This is a genomic window from Amycolatopsis sp. NBC_00355, assembly GCF_036104975.1.
Taxonomy (GTDB): domain Bacteria; phylum Actinomycetota; class Actinomycetes; order Mycobacteriales; family Pseudonocardiaceae; genus Amycolatopsis.
On record NZ_CP107982.1, the window covers coordinates 3,022,416 to 3,038,140 of the forward strand.

The following is a 15,725-nucleotide window of genomic DNA, read 5'->3' on the forward strand; positions in this document are numbered from 1 at the left end:
GGATGTCTGTGAGCGGGTCGACCGACAGTTGCGCTCGGTCGTGGATCCGTTGGCGTGGCGGGTGTTCAACTACGACCGGAGGCCACCGATGTCGCGGTCCCGTCGTCGCTCCCCACGGTCGCTCGCATGGTGTTATGGCTGAGCAGGGCTCCTACCGAGGCGCGGTGGATCGCAGCATGGCCGGAACGTGCCGGTTAAAGGAGGTAGGCGGGCGGGGGCAAAGGCTGCGCGTTGGTGGTGGCCGGAAGGTCGACATGGGGAACGCGCTCGTCGGGCATGACGGTGATCAGCTCGGAGGTCCGGGTAGTCAGTCGGCGCCGCCGAGGCGGAGCATGGCGCGGTAGAGCTGTTGGGCGGTCAGGGGCGGTTCGGGGAGTGGGTGGGCGCGGTCGGCGCGGAAGCCGTCGAGCATCAGGTGCAGGTGGCGGCGCCAGGCGTGCGGGGCGATCCCGTCGGTCGCCTCGATGATCCGGCTGTGGGACCAGATGATGAAGGCGAGGTCCTCGGGCGCCAGGTCGGGTCGTAGGCTGCCCTGCTCTTGCGCCCGTTCGACGATGCGCACGCCGAGGTCATGGATCCGGGTCTGCTGGCCGGCCAGGCAGGCGTTCTCCGGCAGCCGGATCGAGGCGAAGTCGTTGAAGCCCCGGTCGCGGGCCTGGAGTTCGCACATGGTTTCCAGGAACAGGCACAGCCCTTCCCAGGCGTCGTCCATGCTCAGGGCCTGCTCGGCGGCAGCGACCCAGATCGCGAGCTTGCCGGCGAAGACCTCCTGCACCAGGTCGAGCCGGGTGGGGAAGTGTTTGTAGAGCGTGCCGATGGCCACCCCGGCGCGCTTGGCGACCTGCTCCAGCGACGCCTGCATCCCGTGCTCGGCGAGCATGGCCCGGGCTGCGGCCAGCAGCGAGTCGCGGTTGCGCTGGGCGTCCCGACGCAGCGGCCGGGCGGGCGCGGAGGCCGTGGTCGCGGCTGGTGCGCGTTCAGGGGGCATGCTCCACAGCCTACCAACGTGAGGGGTACCTCGACTTCCGTGTTACGCTGACGCCGAAAGGTGAGGCACCCCTCGTGTTGTGCGGTTGTGCGGCTGTGCGGCTGTGCGACTGTGCGACTGTGCGGCGATTCGGCTCGGACCCGGTTCGGGAGACTTGATGAAACTGACCATCTTGGGCGCCAGCGGGCGCACTGGCACGCACCTGGTCGAGCAGGCGCTCGCCGCGGGACACGACGTGGTGGCGTTGATCCGAAATCCGGCGAAGCTCACCCTGTGCCACGAACGGCTGCGGATCACGCAGGGCGAACTGACCGACGAGGTGGCCGTGGAGGACGCCGTCCGCGGCGCCGACGCCGTCCTCGCCGTCCTGAGCCCCAAGATCTTCGGCGGGCTCCGGGACCTGCCCCTCGCGTCGGGAACGGGCACCATCCTGGCTGCGATGCGCACGCACGGCGTCCGCAGGCTCGTCTACAGCTGGGGGCCGAGCATCTTGATTCCCCGCAACCCCCTGCTGCGCGCGGTGCGCGGCGCGAGCTTCGCCCTGTTCAGGCTGCTGCCCGCCACCCGCCCCATGGTCAACGAGTCGGCCGCGGCGGGCGAGGCCATTCGCGGCTCGGATCGCGACTGGACCATCGTGGCCGTCACCGCGCCCAACGACACGCCCGGATCGGGAAGTGTCAAGGTGCGCACCGCGACCAGATCCGGGGACCGGGTCGGCTCACGCATCTCCCGGGCCGACCTCGCGGAGTTCATGCTCACTCAGGCCGATGACCCGCGATACGCGCAGCAGGAGCTGCGGATCAGCAACTGACACCGGCCCTGCACTCCGCCGCCGCGCAGTTGTACGCGGCGGCCCCTCTTCCGCCTCACCAGCTCGAGCGGCACGCGGAATCCCGCTGTCGACAACGCTGTTCTCATCGAAGGAGAAGTCATGCCTACCATCGCCATCATGGGTGCCGGTCCCGGAATGGGGCTCGCCATCGCCCAGACCTTCGGCAAGGAAGGCCACCAGGTCGCGCTGCTGTCGCGTACTCCGGCCAAGCTGGACCCGGTCGTGGCCGAACTGACCGACCAGGGCATCGAAGCGGCGGCCTTCGCCGCGGACGTACTCGACCGGCCATCGATCGTCTCCGGCCTCGCGGCGGTCAAGCAGCGATTCGGGCCGATCGACGTCTTGGAGTACTCGCCGGCCAACCCGGCGCTGCCGGCGGCTTCCTCCACCGAGCTGACTCATTACAATGTGCAGATCCAGCTCGACTTCTACGTGCACGGCGCCGTGGCGGCGGTCAACCAGGTGCTTCCGGAGATGCTCGCCCGAGGCTCGGGCACGATCCTGTTCACCACCGGTGCCTCGTCCGTGCGCCCGGAGCTCGGTCACGACATGTTCGGCAACGTCGCCCCTGCCGCGGCGTGGCTGCGCAACTGGGCCCACGGTCTGCACGCCGCCGCCGCTCCCCGAGGAGTACAGGTCGGCCACATAGCGATCGGCGCGTGGATCGGCCGCCAGCCGGGCGCCACCGCACCGGAAGAGGTCGCGCCGCTGTACTGGGAGCTGCACACCCACCACGACCAGGTCGAGAAGGTCTTCTTCCCCAGTGACCAACCCGCATCCTGAACACACATGGTTGAGCCTTACGCCCTTGGCGGGGCGCAGCGCGCCAGCCTCATCATGCGGCCGGCGGCGACCACATCCGCCCGGACGCGGAGTTCTCGCCGCCCGACGCACCGGACTGGATCCCGACGCCGACCTGCGCCCCGCCCTTGCCGCTGGCGTCGCCCCGCACCGCGTCCCAGCCCAAGCTGGCGAACCTGCTGTTCACCTACGAACTACAGCGCCGGCTCATGCGACACGGCTCGACGATCGCCGTGGCCGCGCACCCAGGTGTGGCCGACACCGAGCTCCTCGGCACCAAGGTGCTCTCCCAGATCCGCCCGAGCTGGCGAAACGCTGACGGCCGCCGACGTTCATGAGGACGAGTCGGGCAGGATCGGGCTCGTCGACGGTGGTGGCAGGTCGGCCGGCGCGGGACGGAGGCCGTCGATCAGCAGAGCGAGGTACCGCTTACGGTCCGCGCCTTCCGGATCGCCCGGGTGCGCGGTGGCCAGGGCCATCACGATCACCGCCGCCAGGTCGCGGCCCATCAGGTCCGGGCGCACCACACCGGCGTCGATCGCCCGGCCCACCAGACGGTCGGCGGCCTTGACGTAGCGTTGGAGGCCGTTGACGTCGATGGCGTCGATCTCCCGCGCCAACGCCAGCGCCACCTGGTTTCGGGCGACCAGCTCGACCGTGGCTTCAAGAGCCTCGGTCAGATCGCACCACGGATCATCGGATTCCACCATCGTGATCGGTTCGATCACGATGGTCAGGATGTGTTCGAAGACGGCGCGCACCAGCTGATCGCGGTTGCGGAAGCGTCGGTACACCGTCGCGACACCGACCCCCGCGCGCTTCGCGACGTCCTCGAGCGTCGCGGCCGGCCCGTCCTCCTCGAAGGCCCGGCCGGCCGCGACGACGATGCGCTCGTGGTTGCGCACCGCGTCGCCCCGCAAACCCTGTCCGCGCGCTGCCGTCATTCCCGCACGCTAACTCACCAGGTGACGGGAAGCGCGTGCAGTCCGTAGACGACGTGGAAGGCGCGGAACTCGATCTCCTCGTAGGGCACGGCGAGTGCGAGGTCCGGGAAGCGCCGCAGCAGCGCAGGGAACGCGACCTTCATTTCCATCCGCGCGAGCGGCGCGCCGAGGCAGTGGTGCACGCCGTGCCCGAACGCGACGTGGCGAGCGGCTTCCCGGGTGATGTCGAGGCGCTCGGGGTGCTCGGCGAGCGCCGGATCCCGGTTGGCCGCCGGGAGAGCCAGTACCAGCTGCTCGCCGGCGGGGATGGTGTGCCCGGCGATCTTCACCTCGGCCGTCGTCGTGCGGGGCACCCCGGAGTGGACGATCGACAGCCAGCGCAGCAATTCCTCCACCGCGGGCTCGACCGCGGCCGGGTCGTCGCGCATGATCGCCAGCTGGTCGGGGTGGCGCAGCAGAGCGAGAGTGCCGAGGCCGAGCATGTTCGATGTCGTCTCGTGGCCGGCCACCAGCAGCAGCGACGCGATGCCGATCAGCTCGGCGGTGCTCAGGTCGTCCCCGTGCTTGCGCACCAGCATGCCGAGCATGTCGTCGCCCGGCTCCGCCTGGGCCTGCGCGACGAGCCCGGCCATGTACTCGCGGCTTTCCCGTTGCACCTTCATCCGCTGCTCCACCGGCAGGGACGCATCGAGCGAGCGGCCGGTGCGGTGCTGGAACTCCGCTCGGTCGGAGTAGGGCACACCGAGCAGCTCGCAGATGACCAGAGACGGCACCGGCAGCGCGAAGGTCGACACGAGGTCGCCCGGTTTGCCCACGTGTTCGAGGTCGTCCAAGGCCGCATCGACGATCTCGACGATCCGCGGCTCCAGCCGCCGCATTCGCTTGACGGTGAACTCCGAGGTCAGCATCTTGCGCAGCCTGGTGTGGTCGGGAGGATCGAAGGCGAGCATCTGCCCGGCTCGCAGCTCCTCCAGCTCTTCGTCACTGACGTCGGACACGCCGGGCGGGCGGACCTGCCGTGTGGCCGCGTTGCTGAACCGCGTCGAGTCCGCCAGCACCTCACGGACGTCGTCGTACCGGGTCACGAGGTACGCGGACGTGCCGAACGGGGTCATGACGCGGGTAAGGCCGTCCCCCTCCCGAACCTCGGCGAGCTCCTCAATCGGATCGAACCGGTGTCGCCGCATGTGCAAGGGCAACTCAGGCGCTTCGGTCATTTTCCACCCGTCTTGTCGTCGACCACATCGGATGGTGACGACGATACCACCGAAACGATAGGCGCCTATCGGTTAGCGTTCGGCCAGAGTCGCACATCTGCGAGCAGTGCCCAGTGCGCGCCTTGGCAGCCGTAGGGCATGCCGACGCTGCCGGGGTTGATGATCTAGCGCCCGTGCGCGAGACGTTGGAAGGGCATATGCGTGGGTCCGCGAACGACGGTCGTGTCTGGTCGGGCAGACCAGCGAGTACCTCGGCCCAGCGGTCCAGGCGCGTGTCGACGAGGACGACTTCGTTGTCGTCACGGGGTGTTCCGTGACAGAACACGGCATCGCCGAATCCGTCGAGAGCCATGGTCACCGGGTGCGGTAGCCGGGCGAGCCAGTCGATGTGGTCGTGGCTGAGCTGCGTCGCCGCCCATGGGGCGATGGGGTCGGGGATGCCGTGGTGCCGCCGCGCGCGAGGGTGACCAGTTCCCGGTCGGCGTTGCCGCGTACCCAGGTGACGCGATCGCCGAGGTCGAGTAGCCGGTCGAGCACCGCCGCCGGTTGTGGCCGGCCGCGATGTCGCCGGTGAGCACGATTCGCTCGGCACCGGCCACGTCGGGATCGTTCAACACAGTCTCCAGGGCCGGGAGAACGCCATGGATGTCGGACAACACCGACACTGATGCAACCATGGGACAGATCGTGTCCGGCCGCACGGTCCGTCGGCAACCCATCCAGCTCTCAGCGAACCCCGATGCCGAACGCCCGCACATGCCGCTGATCGTGCGATCACCCTCCTTTCGGCGAGTCCTCGCAGGCGCTTTCGCCCTATTTTGCCAAGCGGGGAAAGAGTTTCTCGGCGGCGGAGCGGTGTACCTCGCCCAGCCGCTCCGCGCCGGGGCCGTCGTAGGTGGCCAGGCAGTGGTCGAAGCGGGCGCGCCATTCCGGGTGTGCGTAGGGGAAATCGCTGCCGTAGAGGACGTGGCCCGGCTCCGCGAACGCCAGAAGTGACGGCAGCGAGGTGGGTGTCGCGGACAAGGCCGTGTCGAAGTAGAACTTGCGCAGGCCCGCTTGGATACTCTCCGGCGTGGTGCCGGGGTTGAACATCGCGGCGGCGCTGAATCGGCTCGCGGCGTAGGGCAGGAAACCGCCGGCGTGCGAAAGGATCACGCGCAGGTCCGGATGCCGGTCGAACACCCCGTGCGCGACGAGGTCCACGGCGGTGCGCGTGGTGTCGAACGGGAAGTCCAGCAGTGCAGTGGGCATTCCCGGCAACTGCTGGATCGGCGGTGCGGTGGGATGCACGAAAACCACGGCCGAGCGCGCGGCGAGCTCTGTCCACAGTGGCTCGTACGCGGGATCGCCGAGGTAACGCCCGTGCGCGTTCGACAACAGGAGCACACCGTCGGCGTGAAGCTCGTCGAGTGCCCGCACGGCTTCGGCGACCGCGCCGTCGAAGTCCGGCAGCGGCAGCACGGCGAAATGCCCGAAGCGGTCCGGTTGTTCCTTGACCAGCTCGGCCTGGTAGTCGTTCAGCTCGCGGGAGAGTTCGCGGGCCGCGGCGTCGTCACCGAAGTGGACGCCCGGTGCGCTGATCGACAGTATGCCCGTTTCGATTCCCGCCTCGTCCATCATCGCGATCGCCCCCCGGGGATCCCACTCCGGCATCAGCCAGCCACCAACGGTTCGCGAACCCTGCCGCGCCGCCGTCCCGCCGCTCGCATCCCACGGATTCCACTGCGCCGTCCCGCCAGCCACAGCCTGCGAATCCCCTGTCGCCCGATCTCCCGCCGCCGCCAGCGCCTCGAAGTAGCGGGGCGGAAGCAGGTGCTGGTGAACATCGATCTTGCCTGGCATGTCGCCAACCTCCGACTGTCCTCATCAATGCGATTCGTTGTGTCCAAAATAGTTAGCTTGCTAGTTACTACTATGCTAGAGTACTGCTCGTGGAAAAGATCGGCAACTCGCCGCCCAGCTTCGCCGAGGCCAAGGAAATCATTCAGGCCGCCGAGCACCTGTTCTTCGTCGCGCGCAAGGCGCGATCGGCGGGTGCGGACAGGGACGCGGGACTGACGTTGCCACAGCTGACGCTGCTGGAGCCGCTCATCGACGAGGCCGAGCAACCGGTTGGCAGGCTCGCGACGGCCGCAGACGTCACCATCCCCACCGCGACGCGCATGCTCAAGCAGCTCGAGGCCGCCGGAGTCGTGGTGCGCGAACGTTCGCTGGAGGACGAGCGCAAGGTGCTGGTGAGCCTCACCCGCGACGGCCGCACACGCCTGCGCCGGATGCTGGCCCAGCGCCGCGCCCGGCAAACTCGCGCGCTTGCCGCCTTCAGCCCACGCGAACGGAAACAGCTGGTCTCCTTTCTGCGCAGGCTTTCCGCTGTCGTCGAAGAGATCAACCGATCCGGCACCATTGAGACACAACGTCTCGTAGAATGAATGACGTGAGCTACTCCGACGATCCGCGGGCGGCACGCAGCCGCGAGGCGATGCAGCGTCACACGTCCAATGACGTCATGATGTGTTTGATGCGGGTGTAGTCCTCGAAGCCGTACGCGGATAGATCCTTGCCGTAGCCGGACTGCTTGAAGCCGCCGTGGGGCATCTCGGCGACCAGCGGAATGTGGGTGTTGATCCACACAGCCGAAGTCCAGTTTCTTGGACATGCGCATCGCGCGGGCGTGGTCCTTGGTCCACACCGACGAGGCCAGGGCGTAGTCGACGTCGTTGGCGTAGTCCAGTGCTTGTGCCTCGTCGCGGAAGGGCTGGACGGTGAGATGACCGGGCCGAACACCTCGTTCTGGATGATTTCGTCGTCCTGCTCGAGGCCGGAAACGACGGTGGGGGCGTAGAAGTAGCCTTTGTCGCCGACGCGGTGGCCGCCTGCTTCGATCTTGGCGTGGGCGGGCAGGCGTTCGATGAAGCCGGAGACTTGCCTGAGCTGGCCGGCGTTGTTGAGCGGTCCGTACAGCACGTCGGGGTCGTCGGGGCGGCCCGTCTTCGTGGCGGTGGCGCCCCTCACCAGCGCCGTGACGAACTCGTCGTGGACCGATTCCTGGACGAGGACGCGGGTCGCGGCCGTGCAGTCCTGACCGGCGTTGAAGAACCCGCCATCGAGATGCCCTCGACGGCCTGGGCGAGGTCGGCGTCGGCGAAGACGACGACCGGCGCCTTGCCGCCCAGCTCAAGGTGGACGCGGTTGACGTCCCTGGCCGCGGATTCGGCGACCTGCCTGCCGGCTCGTACGGAGCCGGTGATCGAGGCCATCGCCGGAGTGGGGTGTTCGACCATCAGGCGGCCGGTGTCGCGGTCACCGCAGACGACGTTGAAAACGCCCTTGGGCAGGATCGACCCGGCGATCTCGGCCATCAGCAGGGTGGAGGCCGGGGTGGTGTCCGACGGCTTCAAGACCACGGTGTTCCCCGCGGCCAGCGCCGGGGCGAACTTCCAGACCGCCATCAGCATCGGGTAGTTCCACGGTGCGACCTGCGCGCAGACCCCGACGGGCTCACGCCGGACGATGGAGGTCATGCTCGCCATGTACTCACCGGCCGAGCGGCCCTCCAGCAGGCGCGCGGCGCCGGCGAAGAAGCCGGCTGCGGTCAGCAGTGCCTCGTACCGGTCAGCGGGCAGGTAGGACAGCAACTGCTCGATCCGGGTCGCCAAGTCGGCGGGGGCGTGGTGGGCTGGTGGTGCGGGGCGATCGGGTGGTCGAGAGGCCGGCGGCGCCGTGGCGACGCCGGCGGTTGATCCACTTGGATGCGCATTGGCGGGAGATGTCCATCTCGGCGGCGACGTGGGCGATCGGGCGGCTCTGGCAGCGCACGACAAACCGGCGGCGGCTCTCGATGAGTTCCGGTCGGCCGATCGGTCCAGGCGTCAGCGGCCGCCGTGGGGGCTCCTCGCCACCGACATGGATATTTAGTCGACGAGGTCTCGCGACTACACGACAGGATGACCAGCCGGGTTTCGGCGTCGATCGCGACCTGCACGTTGGTCGAGTACCGGTAGTTCTTCGACGGGGTCGCCAGCCGATGATCCCGGGTCGGAACCAGGGTGCCGTCCACGATCGCGACCGCATCCACCCGGCGTTTCCGGACCGGGGCCAGCGCCCGCAGCGGACCGATCGTGTCGATACCCCGATGCGCCGCCGAATGCGACACCCCGAACAACGGCCCGATCTGTCGCATCGTCAGATTCGTCCGCCAGTACGTCGCGACCAGCAACACCCGGTCTGCCAGCGGCAACGCCCACTGCCGGCCCGGCCGGCCGTCCGCGATCTCGTCCCCCGCCTCGCTTCGCGACCAGCCGCACCAGCTTGCGGAACTGGCCCGGCTCCAGCCCGGTGAACAGGGCAATCCACTCCGGCCGCGACGCTGTGATCACCTGCACCACACCAACATGATCGACTACCGGCCCCGCCAGTCCGGCACCGGGTTACGAGACATCCCTTAGGAGCGGACCGATCTGGTCGCGCTCGTAGGTCTCACGGTCCATCAAGTGCATCTGCTCCGCGGGAACAGCAGGCTGCCGACCTCAGGGCCTTCGGGATCGGCGTTCCTCAGTTCGACCGGGCGGAAGCCATAATCGTGGTCATTACATTTCCAGCTCGGCATCACGGACTTTGACTTAATTCTAGTTACCAGTCGGATTTGCCATTTAGCTCATCGAGATTTAATGGCACATTTGATTCAAGTACAAGATATGCCAGCCTTTCATCTTTTCGCGATGCACGCCGAAGTTTTCGCCAGTCGTCCCGGCGCACGTGCAGTACATGTCTCTTGACACTGAATCCAATGGGAACTAGCGCCTCCTCGCCAACATCTTCTTTGAACTCAGTCTGAGCAACAAGCAAGTCACAGATGACCTCACCGTCAGCTAACTCCATTCCACTTCGAAGCCAGAAGAAAGCTGACTCGTTGATATCACCAGCGGCGTCGTCCATCCAGGCGCGGCCATCGTATCCACGATCAATAGCTGCTTTACGCAGAGTCACCACCTCATCAAGAGTCAGCGTTCGTAACGCTACCCAATGACAGACAGACCCATCCGAAGAACGCCGCAACCACCACCGAGGAGACATCGGCCGACTACTGAGCCCGCCAGTAGTCGCAGCTTTGAGACGCCCCCGAGCGCGCCGAACCACTGCACGCTTCCCCAGGGAGAGCGGATGCCAACGCTCCCACCGTAGGGGTTGCCGATAAAGAAGATTCAACCAAACACGCACTACGCTCACCGTACACCACCCTCCTCCGATGACATATTACTAGACCCACCCACCTTCCCCCAACTAGCCGCCCCACCGTCCCCAGACCGGTATATCCTCACCAAAACCGATCCGCCCCTGCCCCGCGCGATTCAGAAGTTCATTGACCCTCTGATTACCCTGGATAATCGTCATGGTGCCATCGGCATTGCGATTGACTCTGATAAGTTCGTCTGCATTAGGGTCTTTGGCTATCTTGAGCAACGTCTCATCGGATGCTCGTGAGACATTGCTTCCAGGACGGGGCACCACGTCGCCATGTTTCAAGATGCCCGCATCTCGCAGTTCATTCAACCGACCGAGGTTGAGCACGCGGCCTGTTCGCGGGTTCTTCCGGCGGGGCGGCGTGCCCCGCCCGTGGTGTGGTGCCGGGTCACGGCGCGCGGTGTCCCTGGTAGCCGAGCGCGGCTCCGGCGAAGCTTTCGGCTTCGGCGCACGGATCGTCGTAGGCCGCGAGCGTGGCGTCCCGGGCGTCGATGACGATGTCGAGGATCGTGCTGTCGGTCACGCCGACGACGATGCGGCAGTGCCCGGCGACGTGCTCCAGGTGCACGGCTGGGTAGCTGTGCACCGCTGTCGGTTCGAACACCGGGAAACCGGACTTGCGGTCGTAGACCCTTTCGAGGCCGCCCGCGCCGATCGAGGCGCGGTAGGTCATGGCCGTGGTGTCGGACGGGGTCCAGGAGCACGTGAGACCGTCCGCGCCGGCCGAGACCGTGCCGGGCCGGGTGATGAAGAACCGGACGAGCTGAGGTGCCGGCAGCAGGTCGCAGGGGTGCGCCGCGTACGCGGCGAGGTCCAGCGGGTCACCGGGAATCGGCGGAGACAGTCGTGCCGGCGGTGAGGGCGTCGAGCAGCCGGCCAGCAGCGCGAGCAGGCCCAGGAGCGCCACGCGCCGAGCTGTCACGCACCGCACGTGCCAGGCGTGGCCCTCGGCGGCGATGAAGCCCGCACCCGCCTCGGGTATCGCGTCCGAGCGGTATCGGCCGAGCGTGGCCGCGGGCCCGCCGCGGGTCACGAACGCCGTCGCAAACACAGCGCGAATGTCGTGGCCAGGACACGACCGGTCCACCTCCGGTTCCGGCATAAGTTCGACGCTAGCCACCATCGGCTGACAAGACGCTGAGAACGCAGCACGGCCCTTGATCTCCCGCGACGGGGTGCCAACCGAACTCCCTGACGAAACAACTCGAGCAAGCCAGGGGCGCGCGCCCTCAGCCTCTGCGAACCGCGCCGTAGGGCTGATCGACCGATGCCGGCGGAGCTAGACGAACGTCTGCCCGGCGTAGTCGTCGAGAGCGCGCGTCGCGTGCCCGGCGAGCTGCCCGACGTGGTCTGTTGTCCAGCGAAGACGTCCGCTCGAGACAGGACGAACAGGCGAGATTCGCGCAGCAGAATGCACCCGGCGGTGACTTCAGGACGTCACCGTGGGCGTCGAAGATGGACTTCTCGTTGGTGTCGTTGGCCAGACGGCGCATTCCGGGGCCCGCGTCACAGCCTCCACCCGACTAGCGAGTGGTGGGAGAACCCTGGCTGCACAGCGACAGACAACCGTGCAGCCAGGGAGCCGAGACCGGTGTCAGCCGATGCCGAGGACGGATTTGGCGGTGGTCCAGTCGGTGAGCATGGCGTGCTGAGCAGCGGTGAGAGTGGCCTGGCCGTTGCAGACCGCCTTCTTCACGGCGTTCTCGACCGAGTCCTTGCTGTAGGCGTTCTCCGTGCCGGAGTGGGGTTCGGGCCACAGGTTGCGCGGGTCTTTCGGTGCGCCGCCGAGTTCGAGCGGCAGGAAGTGGTCTTCCTCGTAGTCGGACATGTTCGTGTCGGAGTAGCCGTAGTCGATGATGCCCTGCTTCTTCAGCGCGTTGGTGTAGCTGGTCGAGGGCCGTACCGTCGCGGTCCACCCGGACACGCAGATCGTCGAAGTGATCGTGAATTGGGTGACGTCCGGGTTGGTCGCCCCCGGGGTGCAGGACGGGTCCGGCAGCGGCAGGTAGATCTGCGAACACGACGCTGTGGCCGCGGCCAGCGTGCCGTGCGAAGTGGCCGACGCTACAGGTGCGGAGGTCACGACGGCGGCGAGCACGATGACGGGGAAGACCAGCCGCAGGATGGTGACGGACTTCTTCACGATGCACTCCCAGAGAGTCAGAACACAGGCATCGGAAGGGTGCCGCGCCAGGAGACCTGCGGCCACCGACTATCGCATGGATTAGTGAGATATTAACCGATAGCTAACCCGATTAGTGCAGGCGGAATAAAACGTACAACACAGACTGTGTATCTCCTGAAAGCGGACCAGTGAACAACAACCGCCTGTCGCGGGCAGAGTCCCTCAACGCTTACAGCACTTCCCCGGCCGAGCTAACATCACTGCGCAGCGGACGATCCCGACACGGCTGCCCCGATAGCTGCGATTTGCCGGGGCTCACACGTCTACCGACACGCTCTCAGCATCCTCACAGCGGTTTTCCTGAAGTGTCGGCAGAGCCCGTCCGGCGTGGACGAGCAGATCGCTGTCATGTCAGGAGCTGATGGAGTGCTGTTCGCCAGGACCGGCTGCCCGATCTACAGCGGGGCAGCGAGGCGGTCGGCGGACCGGTCCCGCCGGCATGCGGCGGCGAGCTGATCGGCGCTGCCTCATGTCACGCACCCGGGTGTACCGCAACGGACTGCTCGAAGCCGAAGGGTTCCCCGTCGCCGACGTCTCGGACCACCTCGCCGACCCCGCGGCGACGGTCTGGCTGGACTTCTGCGCGCCGACGGCGGACGACCTCGCTGCGATCAGCGAGGAACTCGGCCTGCACCCGCTCGCGGTCGAAGACGCGGTGCACGAGCACCAGCGCGCCAAGCTCGACCGGTACGACTCCCACGCCTTCCTGACCGCGTATTCCGCCGTGCTGGACGAGGAAACCGGAACACTGGTCGTCTCCGAACTGGCCGCGTTCATCACCGGCCAGGCCCTGGTCACCGTGCGCAAGGACGAGAACTTCGCGATCGACGAGGTGACCGCGCGCTGGGATTCGGCCGGGGAGCTGGCCAAGAACGGCGTCGGGTTCCTCGTGCACGGCCTGCTCGACTACATTGTCGACGGCCACTTCGAGGTCGTGCAGTCCCTCGATGGGCAGATCGAGCAACTCGAGGACCTCGTGTTCGACGAGCGCCCGCAGTACGCCGACATGCAACGACGATCGTTCGCACTCCGCAAGAGCCTGGTGCAAGTGCGGCGGGCCGTGCTGCCGATGCGGGAGGTCGTCAACTCGATCATGCGCCGCGACCTGCACATCGCCGACGGCGAGATGCAACCCTACTTCCAGGACGTCTACGACCACGTGCTGCGCGCCTCCGAGTGGACGGAGTCGTTGCGCGACCTGGTCACCACAATCCGCGAAACGCAGCTCAACATCCAGGGCAACCGCCTCAACACGATCATGAAGAAGGTCACCAGCTGGGCGGCGATCATCGCCATCCCCACGGCCGTCACCGGGTTCTACGGCCAGAACGTCCCCTACCCCGGGTTCCAGTCCGTCGCCGGCTTCTGGACGTCCACCCTGGTGATCATCGTGCTGTCCGCCGGGCTGTACGCCTCCTTCAAGAAACGGGACTGGTTGTGAACGATCCCTTGACCAGACGCCGCGTGCTCGGCTTGACGCTGAGCGCCGCGGCCCTGACAGCGTGCTCGGCACCCGGGCAAAACCCGGGGCCCGCGGCCTCAGCGAGCGCCGCCCCGCCGACCACCCCGCCGTCGGCCGGCACGCCGACGTCCCCGAGCGGGCCGCCGCCTTCGCCGGGCCCCTTGGGGCCGGCCACCGAGCTCAGCCGCTCCACGGCCGGGCGCCCGCAGGTTGCGCTGACCTTCCACGGTGCGGGTGATCTCCAGGTCACCCGCCAGGTCCTCGACATCGTGCATCAACACGGCGCGCGGATCACCGTGCTGGCGGTCGGGACCTGGCTCGCCGCGCACCCGGACGCCGCGCGCATGGTGCGCGACGGCGGTCACGAACTGGGAAACCACACCTGGAGCCACCCGGCGCTGTCGGGGTACACGGCGGAGCCGATGTACGCGGAAATCCAGCGCTGCCGAGACAAGCTCGTCGAACTGACCGGATCACCCGGAGGCTTCTTCCGCCAGTCCCAGGGACAGCACGCCACCGAACAGGAACTCGTCGAAGCCGGCAAAGCCGGTTACGCGAAAGTGCTGTCCTATGACGTGGATTCCCTGGACTGGAAGGATCCCGGGCCGACCGCCATCCGCTCCGCGGTCGCGAAGGCCCGCGCCGGAAGCGTGGTGAGCATGCACCTGGGACACCCCGGGACGGTCGCCGTCCTCCCCAGCATCCTGACCGACCTCGCCGGCCGCGGACTCACCCCGGTCACCGCGTCCGAACTACTGGCGTGACGATGCGACTTCGGCTCACCACCGCGGTTCTCGCCGCCCTCCTCGCCGCCGGCTGCTCATCGGGGAACCCGCCGAATCCCGGCGACACGATGCCGGGCATGCCCGGTATGAGCGGGCCGGACGCCTCGGCGACCGGGTTACCACACCTGCCGACCCCACCGCCGCCGGCGCTAAATCCACTGCCCGGCATGCCCGCCGTCACCGATCCACACGACGTGGACGCCGCCGCCGGCCCCGGCATGCTCTCGGCCGCGGTCGCCGCGGACAAGCCGCTGGTCTACGTGCCGCACAGCGGCTCCGGTGACGTCTGGGTGATCGACCCCGCCACGTACCAGGTGATCGCCAAATACCCGGCGGGCAAGGAACTTCAGCACGTCGTGCCGTCGTGGGACATGCGCACCCTGTACGCCACCGACGACCGCGGCGACCACGTCCTGCCGTTCGACCCGCGCACCGGGCAACCGGGCAAGGCGATCCCCGTCGTGGATCCGTACAACATGTACTTCACCCCGGACGGCAAGTACGCGATCTCGGTCGCGGAACGGCTACGCAAGCTGGTCTGGTACGACCCGCACACGTGGCAGGTCCACGACGAAACCGCCGCACCCGACTGCGGGGGCATCGACCACGCCGACTTCTCCCCCGATGGCCGCACGGCCGTCTTCACCTGCGAGTTCGCCGGCCGGGTCGCCGTCGTCGACGTGGCCTCCCACCGGCTGCTGCGCATGGTCGACATGCCCCACCGCAACACCCGTATGGGCCCGCAGGACATCAAGCTCGCACCGGACGGCTCGGTCTTCTACATCGCCGATTCCGACGCGAACGGCCTCTGGGTGCTCGACGGCGCCGCGACGCATGTGCTCCGCTTCATCCCCACCGGCCGCGGCGCCCACGGCCTGTACTTGTCCCGAGACGCCAAGCAGCTCTACGTCACCAATCGCCACGAAGGCAGTATCAGCGTGCTCGACGCCTACACCGGTGCCCCGGTCACGGTGTGGCACCTGCCCGGCGGCGGCAGCCCGGACATGGGCAACGGCACCGCGGACGGCACCCAGCTGTGGCTTTCCGGACGCTACGACAGAACGGTCTACGTACTGTCCACAAAAGATGGTTCGCTGATCCGGAAGATCCCGGTCGGCGACCAGCCGCACGGGCTGTGCGTCTGGCCGCAGCCCGGCCGCTACTCCCTGGGCCACACCGGCATCACCCGCTGACCGAGGGTGGCATCCACGCCGATCCGGACCGCGCCCAGGTACGCCAGGCAGTCCCGGCCAAGGAAGCCGTGCTGTTG

15 protein-coding genes and 3 pseudogenes are annotated in these 15,725 nt (G+C 67.6%); 6 read left to right on the forward strand and 12 right to left on the reverse strand.

The annotated features are described in order from the left end of the window. Positions 1 to 307 precede the first annotated feature (307 nt). Complete coding sequence (locus tag OHS18_RS12645) at positions 308 to 988, reverse strand: TetR/AcrR family transcriptional regulator (RefSeq protein WP_328617102.1); 681 nt, start codon at positions 986 to 988, stop codon at positions 308 to 310. A 157-nt stretch (positions 989 to 1,145) separates the two neighbouring features. On the opposite strand from OHS18_RS12645, the gene OHS18_RS12650 reads away from it, so the two are divergent. Both OHS18_RS12650 and OHS18_RS12655 read left to right on the forward strand, forming a co-directional pair. Next, positions 1,146 to 1,799 carry an NAD(P)-dependent oxidoreductase gene (locus OHS18_RS12650; RefSeq protein WP_328617103.1) on the forward strand — a complete coding sequence of 218 codons (654 nt, stop codon included), beginning with the start codon at positions 1,146 to 1,148 and terminating at the stop codon, positions 1,797 to 1,799. Positions 1,800 to 1,919: 120 nt separating this feature from the next. Continuing rightward, the gene (locus OHS18_RS12655) at positions 1,920 to 2,603 is read left to right on the forward strand and encodes an SDR family NAD(P)-dependent oxidoreductase (RefSeq protein WP_328617104.1); all 684 of its coding nucleotides are present in this window, start codon (positions 1,920 to 1,922) and stop codon (positions 2,601 to 2,603) included. 52 nt (positions 2,604 to 2,655) lie between these two features. On the opposite strand, the gene OHS18_RS12660 is transcribed toward OHS18_RS12655, so the two are convergent. From OHS18_RS12660 to OHS18_RS12680, 4 genes are all read right to left on the reverse strand, one after another. Beyond that, positions 2,656 to 2,808, reverse strand: a complete 153-nt coding sequence (locus OHS18_RS12660) for a hypothetical protein (RefSeq protein ID WP_328618747.1) — start codon at positions 2,806 to 2,808, stop codon at positions 2,656 to 2,658. Between the two features lie 145 nt (positions 2,809 to 2,953). Beyond that, positions 2,954 to 3,565 (reverse strand): TetR/AcrR family transcriptional regulator, encoded by a 612-nt coding sequence (locus OHS18_RS12670; protein ID WP_328617105.1) that lies wholly within the window; start codon positions 3,563 to 3,565, stop codon positions 2,954 to 2,956. Between the two features lie 14 nt (positions 3,566 to 3,579). Next, the gene (locus tag OHS18_RS12675) at positions 3,580 to 4,782 is read right to left on the reverse strand and encodes a cytochrome P450 (RefSeq protein ID WP_328617106.1); all 1,203 of its coding nucleotides are present in this window, start codon (positions 4,780 to 4,782) and stop codon (positions 3,580 to 3,582) included. Positions 4,783 to 5,595: 813 nt separating this feature from the next. Continuing rightward, on the reverse strand, positions 5,596 to 6,624 hold the full coding sequence (locus OHS18_RS12680) for an amidohydrolase family protein (RefSeq protein WP_328617107.1): 1,029 nt from the start codon (positions 6,622 to 6,624) through the stop codon (positions 5,596 to 5,598). Between the two features lie 89 nt (positions 6,625 to 6,713). Between OHS18_RS12680 and OHS18_RS12685 the strand changes: the two genes are divergently transcribed. Then, entirely contained in the window at positions 6,714 to 7,211 is a 498-nt protein-coding gene (locus tag OHS18_RS12685) for a MarR family winged helix-turn-helix transcriptional regulator (protein WP_328452782.1), read from the forward strand. 58 nt (positions 7,212 to 7,269) lie between these two features. Here OHS18_RS12685 and OHS18_RS12690 read toward each other — a convergent pair. The 7 genes and pseudogenes from OHS18_RS12690 to OHS18_RS12720 all read right to left on the reverse strand — a co-directional run. Further along, positions 7,270 to 8,366, reverse strand: a pseudogene (locus OHS18_RS12690) (aldehyde dehydrogenase family protein); the annotation flags it as partial. 77 nt (positions 8,367 to 8,443) lie between these two features. Then, a pseudogene (locus tag OHS18_RS12695) lies at positions 8,444 to 8,640 on the reverse strand (helix-turn-helix domain-containing protein); the annotation flags it as partial. Positions 8,641 to 8,725: 85 nt separating this feature from the next. Continuing rightward, a pseudogene (locus tag OHS18_RS12700) lies at positions 8,726 to 9,164 on the reverse strand (helix-turn-helix domain-containing protein); the annotation flags it as partial. A 247-nt stretch (positions 9,165 to 9,411) separates the two neighbouring features. Next, positions 9,412 to 9,771, reverse strand: coding sequence for a hypothetical protein (locus tag OHS18_RS12705; protein ID WP_328617108.1), 360 nt, complete (start codon positions 9,769 to 9,771; stop codon positions 9,412 to 9,414). A 291-nt stretch (positions 9,772 to 10,062) separates the two neighbouring features. Further along, entirely contained in the window at positions 10,063 to 10,332 is a 270-nt protein-coding gene (locus OHS18_RS12710) for a hypothetical protein (protein WP_328617109.1), read from the reverse strand. Positions 10,333 to 10,411: 79 nt separating this feature from the next. Beyond that, the gene (locus OHS18_RS12715; protein ID WP_328617110.1) at positions 10,412 to 11,074 is read right to left on the reverse strand and encodes a DUF3558 domain-containing protein; all 663 of its coding nucleotides are present in this window, start codon (positions 11,072 to 11,074) and stop codon (positions 10,412 to 10,414) included. A gap of 543 nt (positions 11,075 to 11,617) precedes the next feature. Beyond that, positions 11,618 to 12,166, reverse strand: coding sequence for a hypothetical protein (locus OHS18_RS12720; RefSeq protein ID WP_328617111.1), 549 nt, complete (start codon positions 12,164 to 12,166; stop codon positions 11,618 to 11,620). 511 nt (positions 12,167 to 12,677) lie between these two features. Here OHS18_RS12720 and OHS18_RS12725 point away from each other — a divergent pair. The 3 genes from OHS18_RS12725 to OHS18_RS12735 all read left to right on the forward strand — a co-directional run bounded on the left by OHS18_RS12725 (position 12,678) and on the right by OHS18_RS12735 (position 15,648). Beyond that, positions 12,678 to 13,649 (forward strand): magnesium transporter CorA family protein, encoded by a 972-nt coding sequence (locus OHS18_RS12725; RefSeq protein ID WP_328617112.1) that lies wholly within the window; start codon positions 12,678 to 12,680, stop codon positions 13,647 to 13,649. An 8-nt stretch (positions 13,650 to 13,657) separates the two neighbouring features. Then, the gene (locus tag OHS18_RS12730) at positions 13,658 to 14,434 is read left to right on the forward strand and encodes a polysaccharide deacetylase family protein (RefSeq protein ID WP_328617113.1); all 777 of its coding nucleotides are present in this window, start codon (positions 13,658 to 13,660) and stop codon (positions 14,432 to 14,434) included. 188 nt (positions 14,435 to 14,622) lie between these two features. Further along, positions 14,623 to 15,648 carry a YVTN family beta-propeller repeat protein gene (locus tag OHS18_RS12735; protein WP_328617114.1) on the forward strand — a complete coding sequence of 342 codons (1,026 nt, stop codon included), beginning with the start codon at positions 14,623 to 14,625 and terminating at the stop codon, positions 15,646 to 15,648. Positions 15,649 to 15,725: the final 77 nt, after the last annotated feature.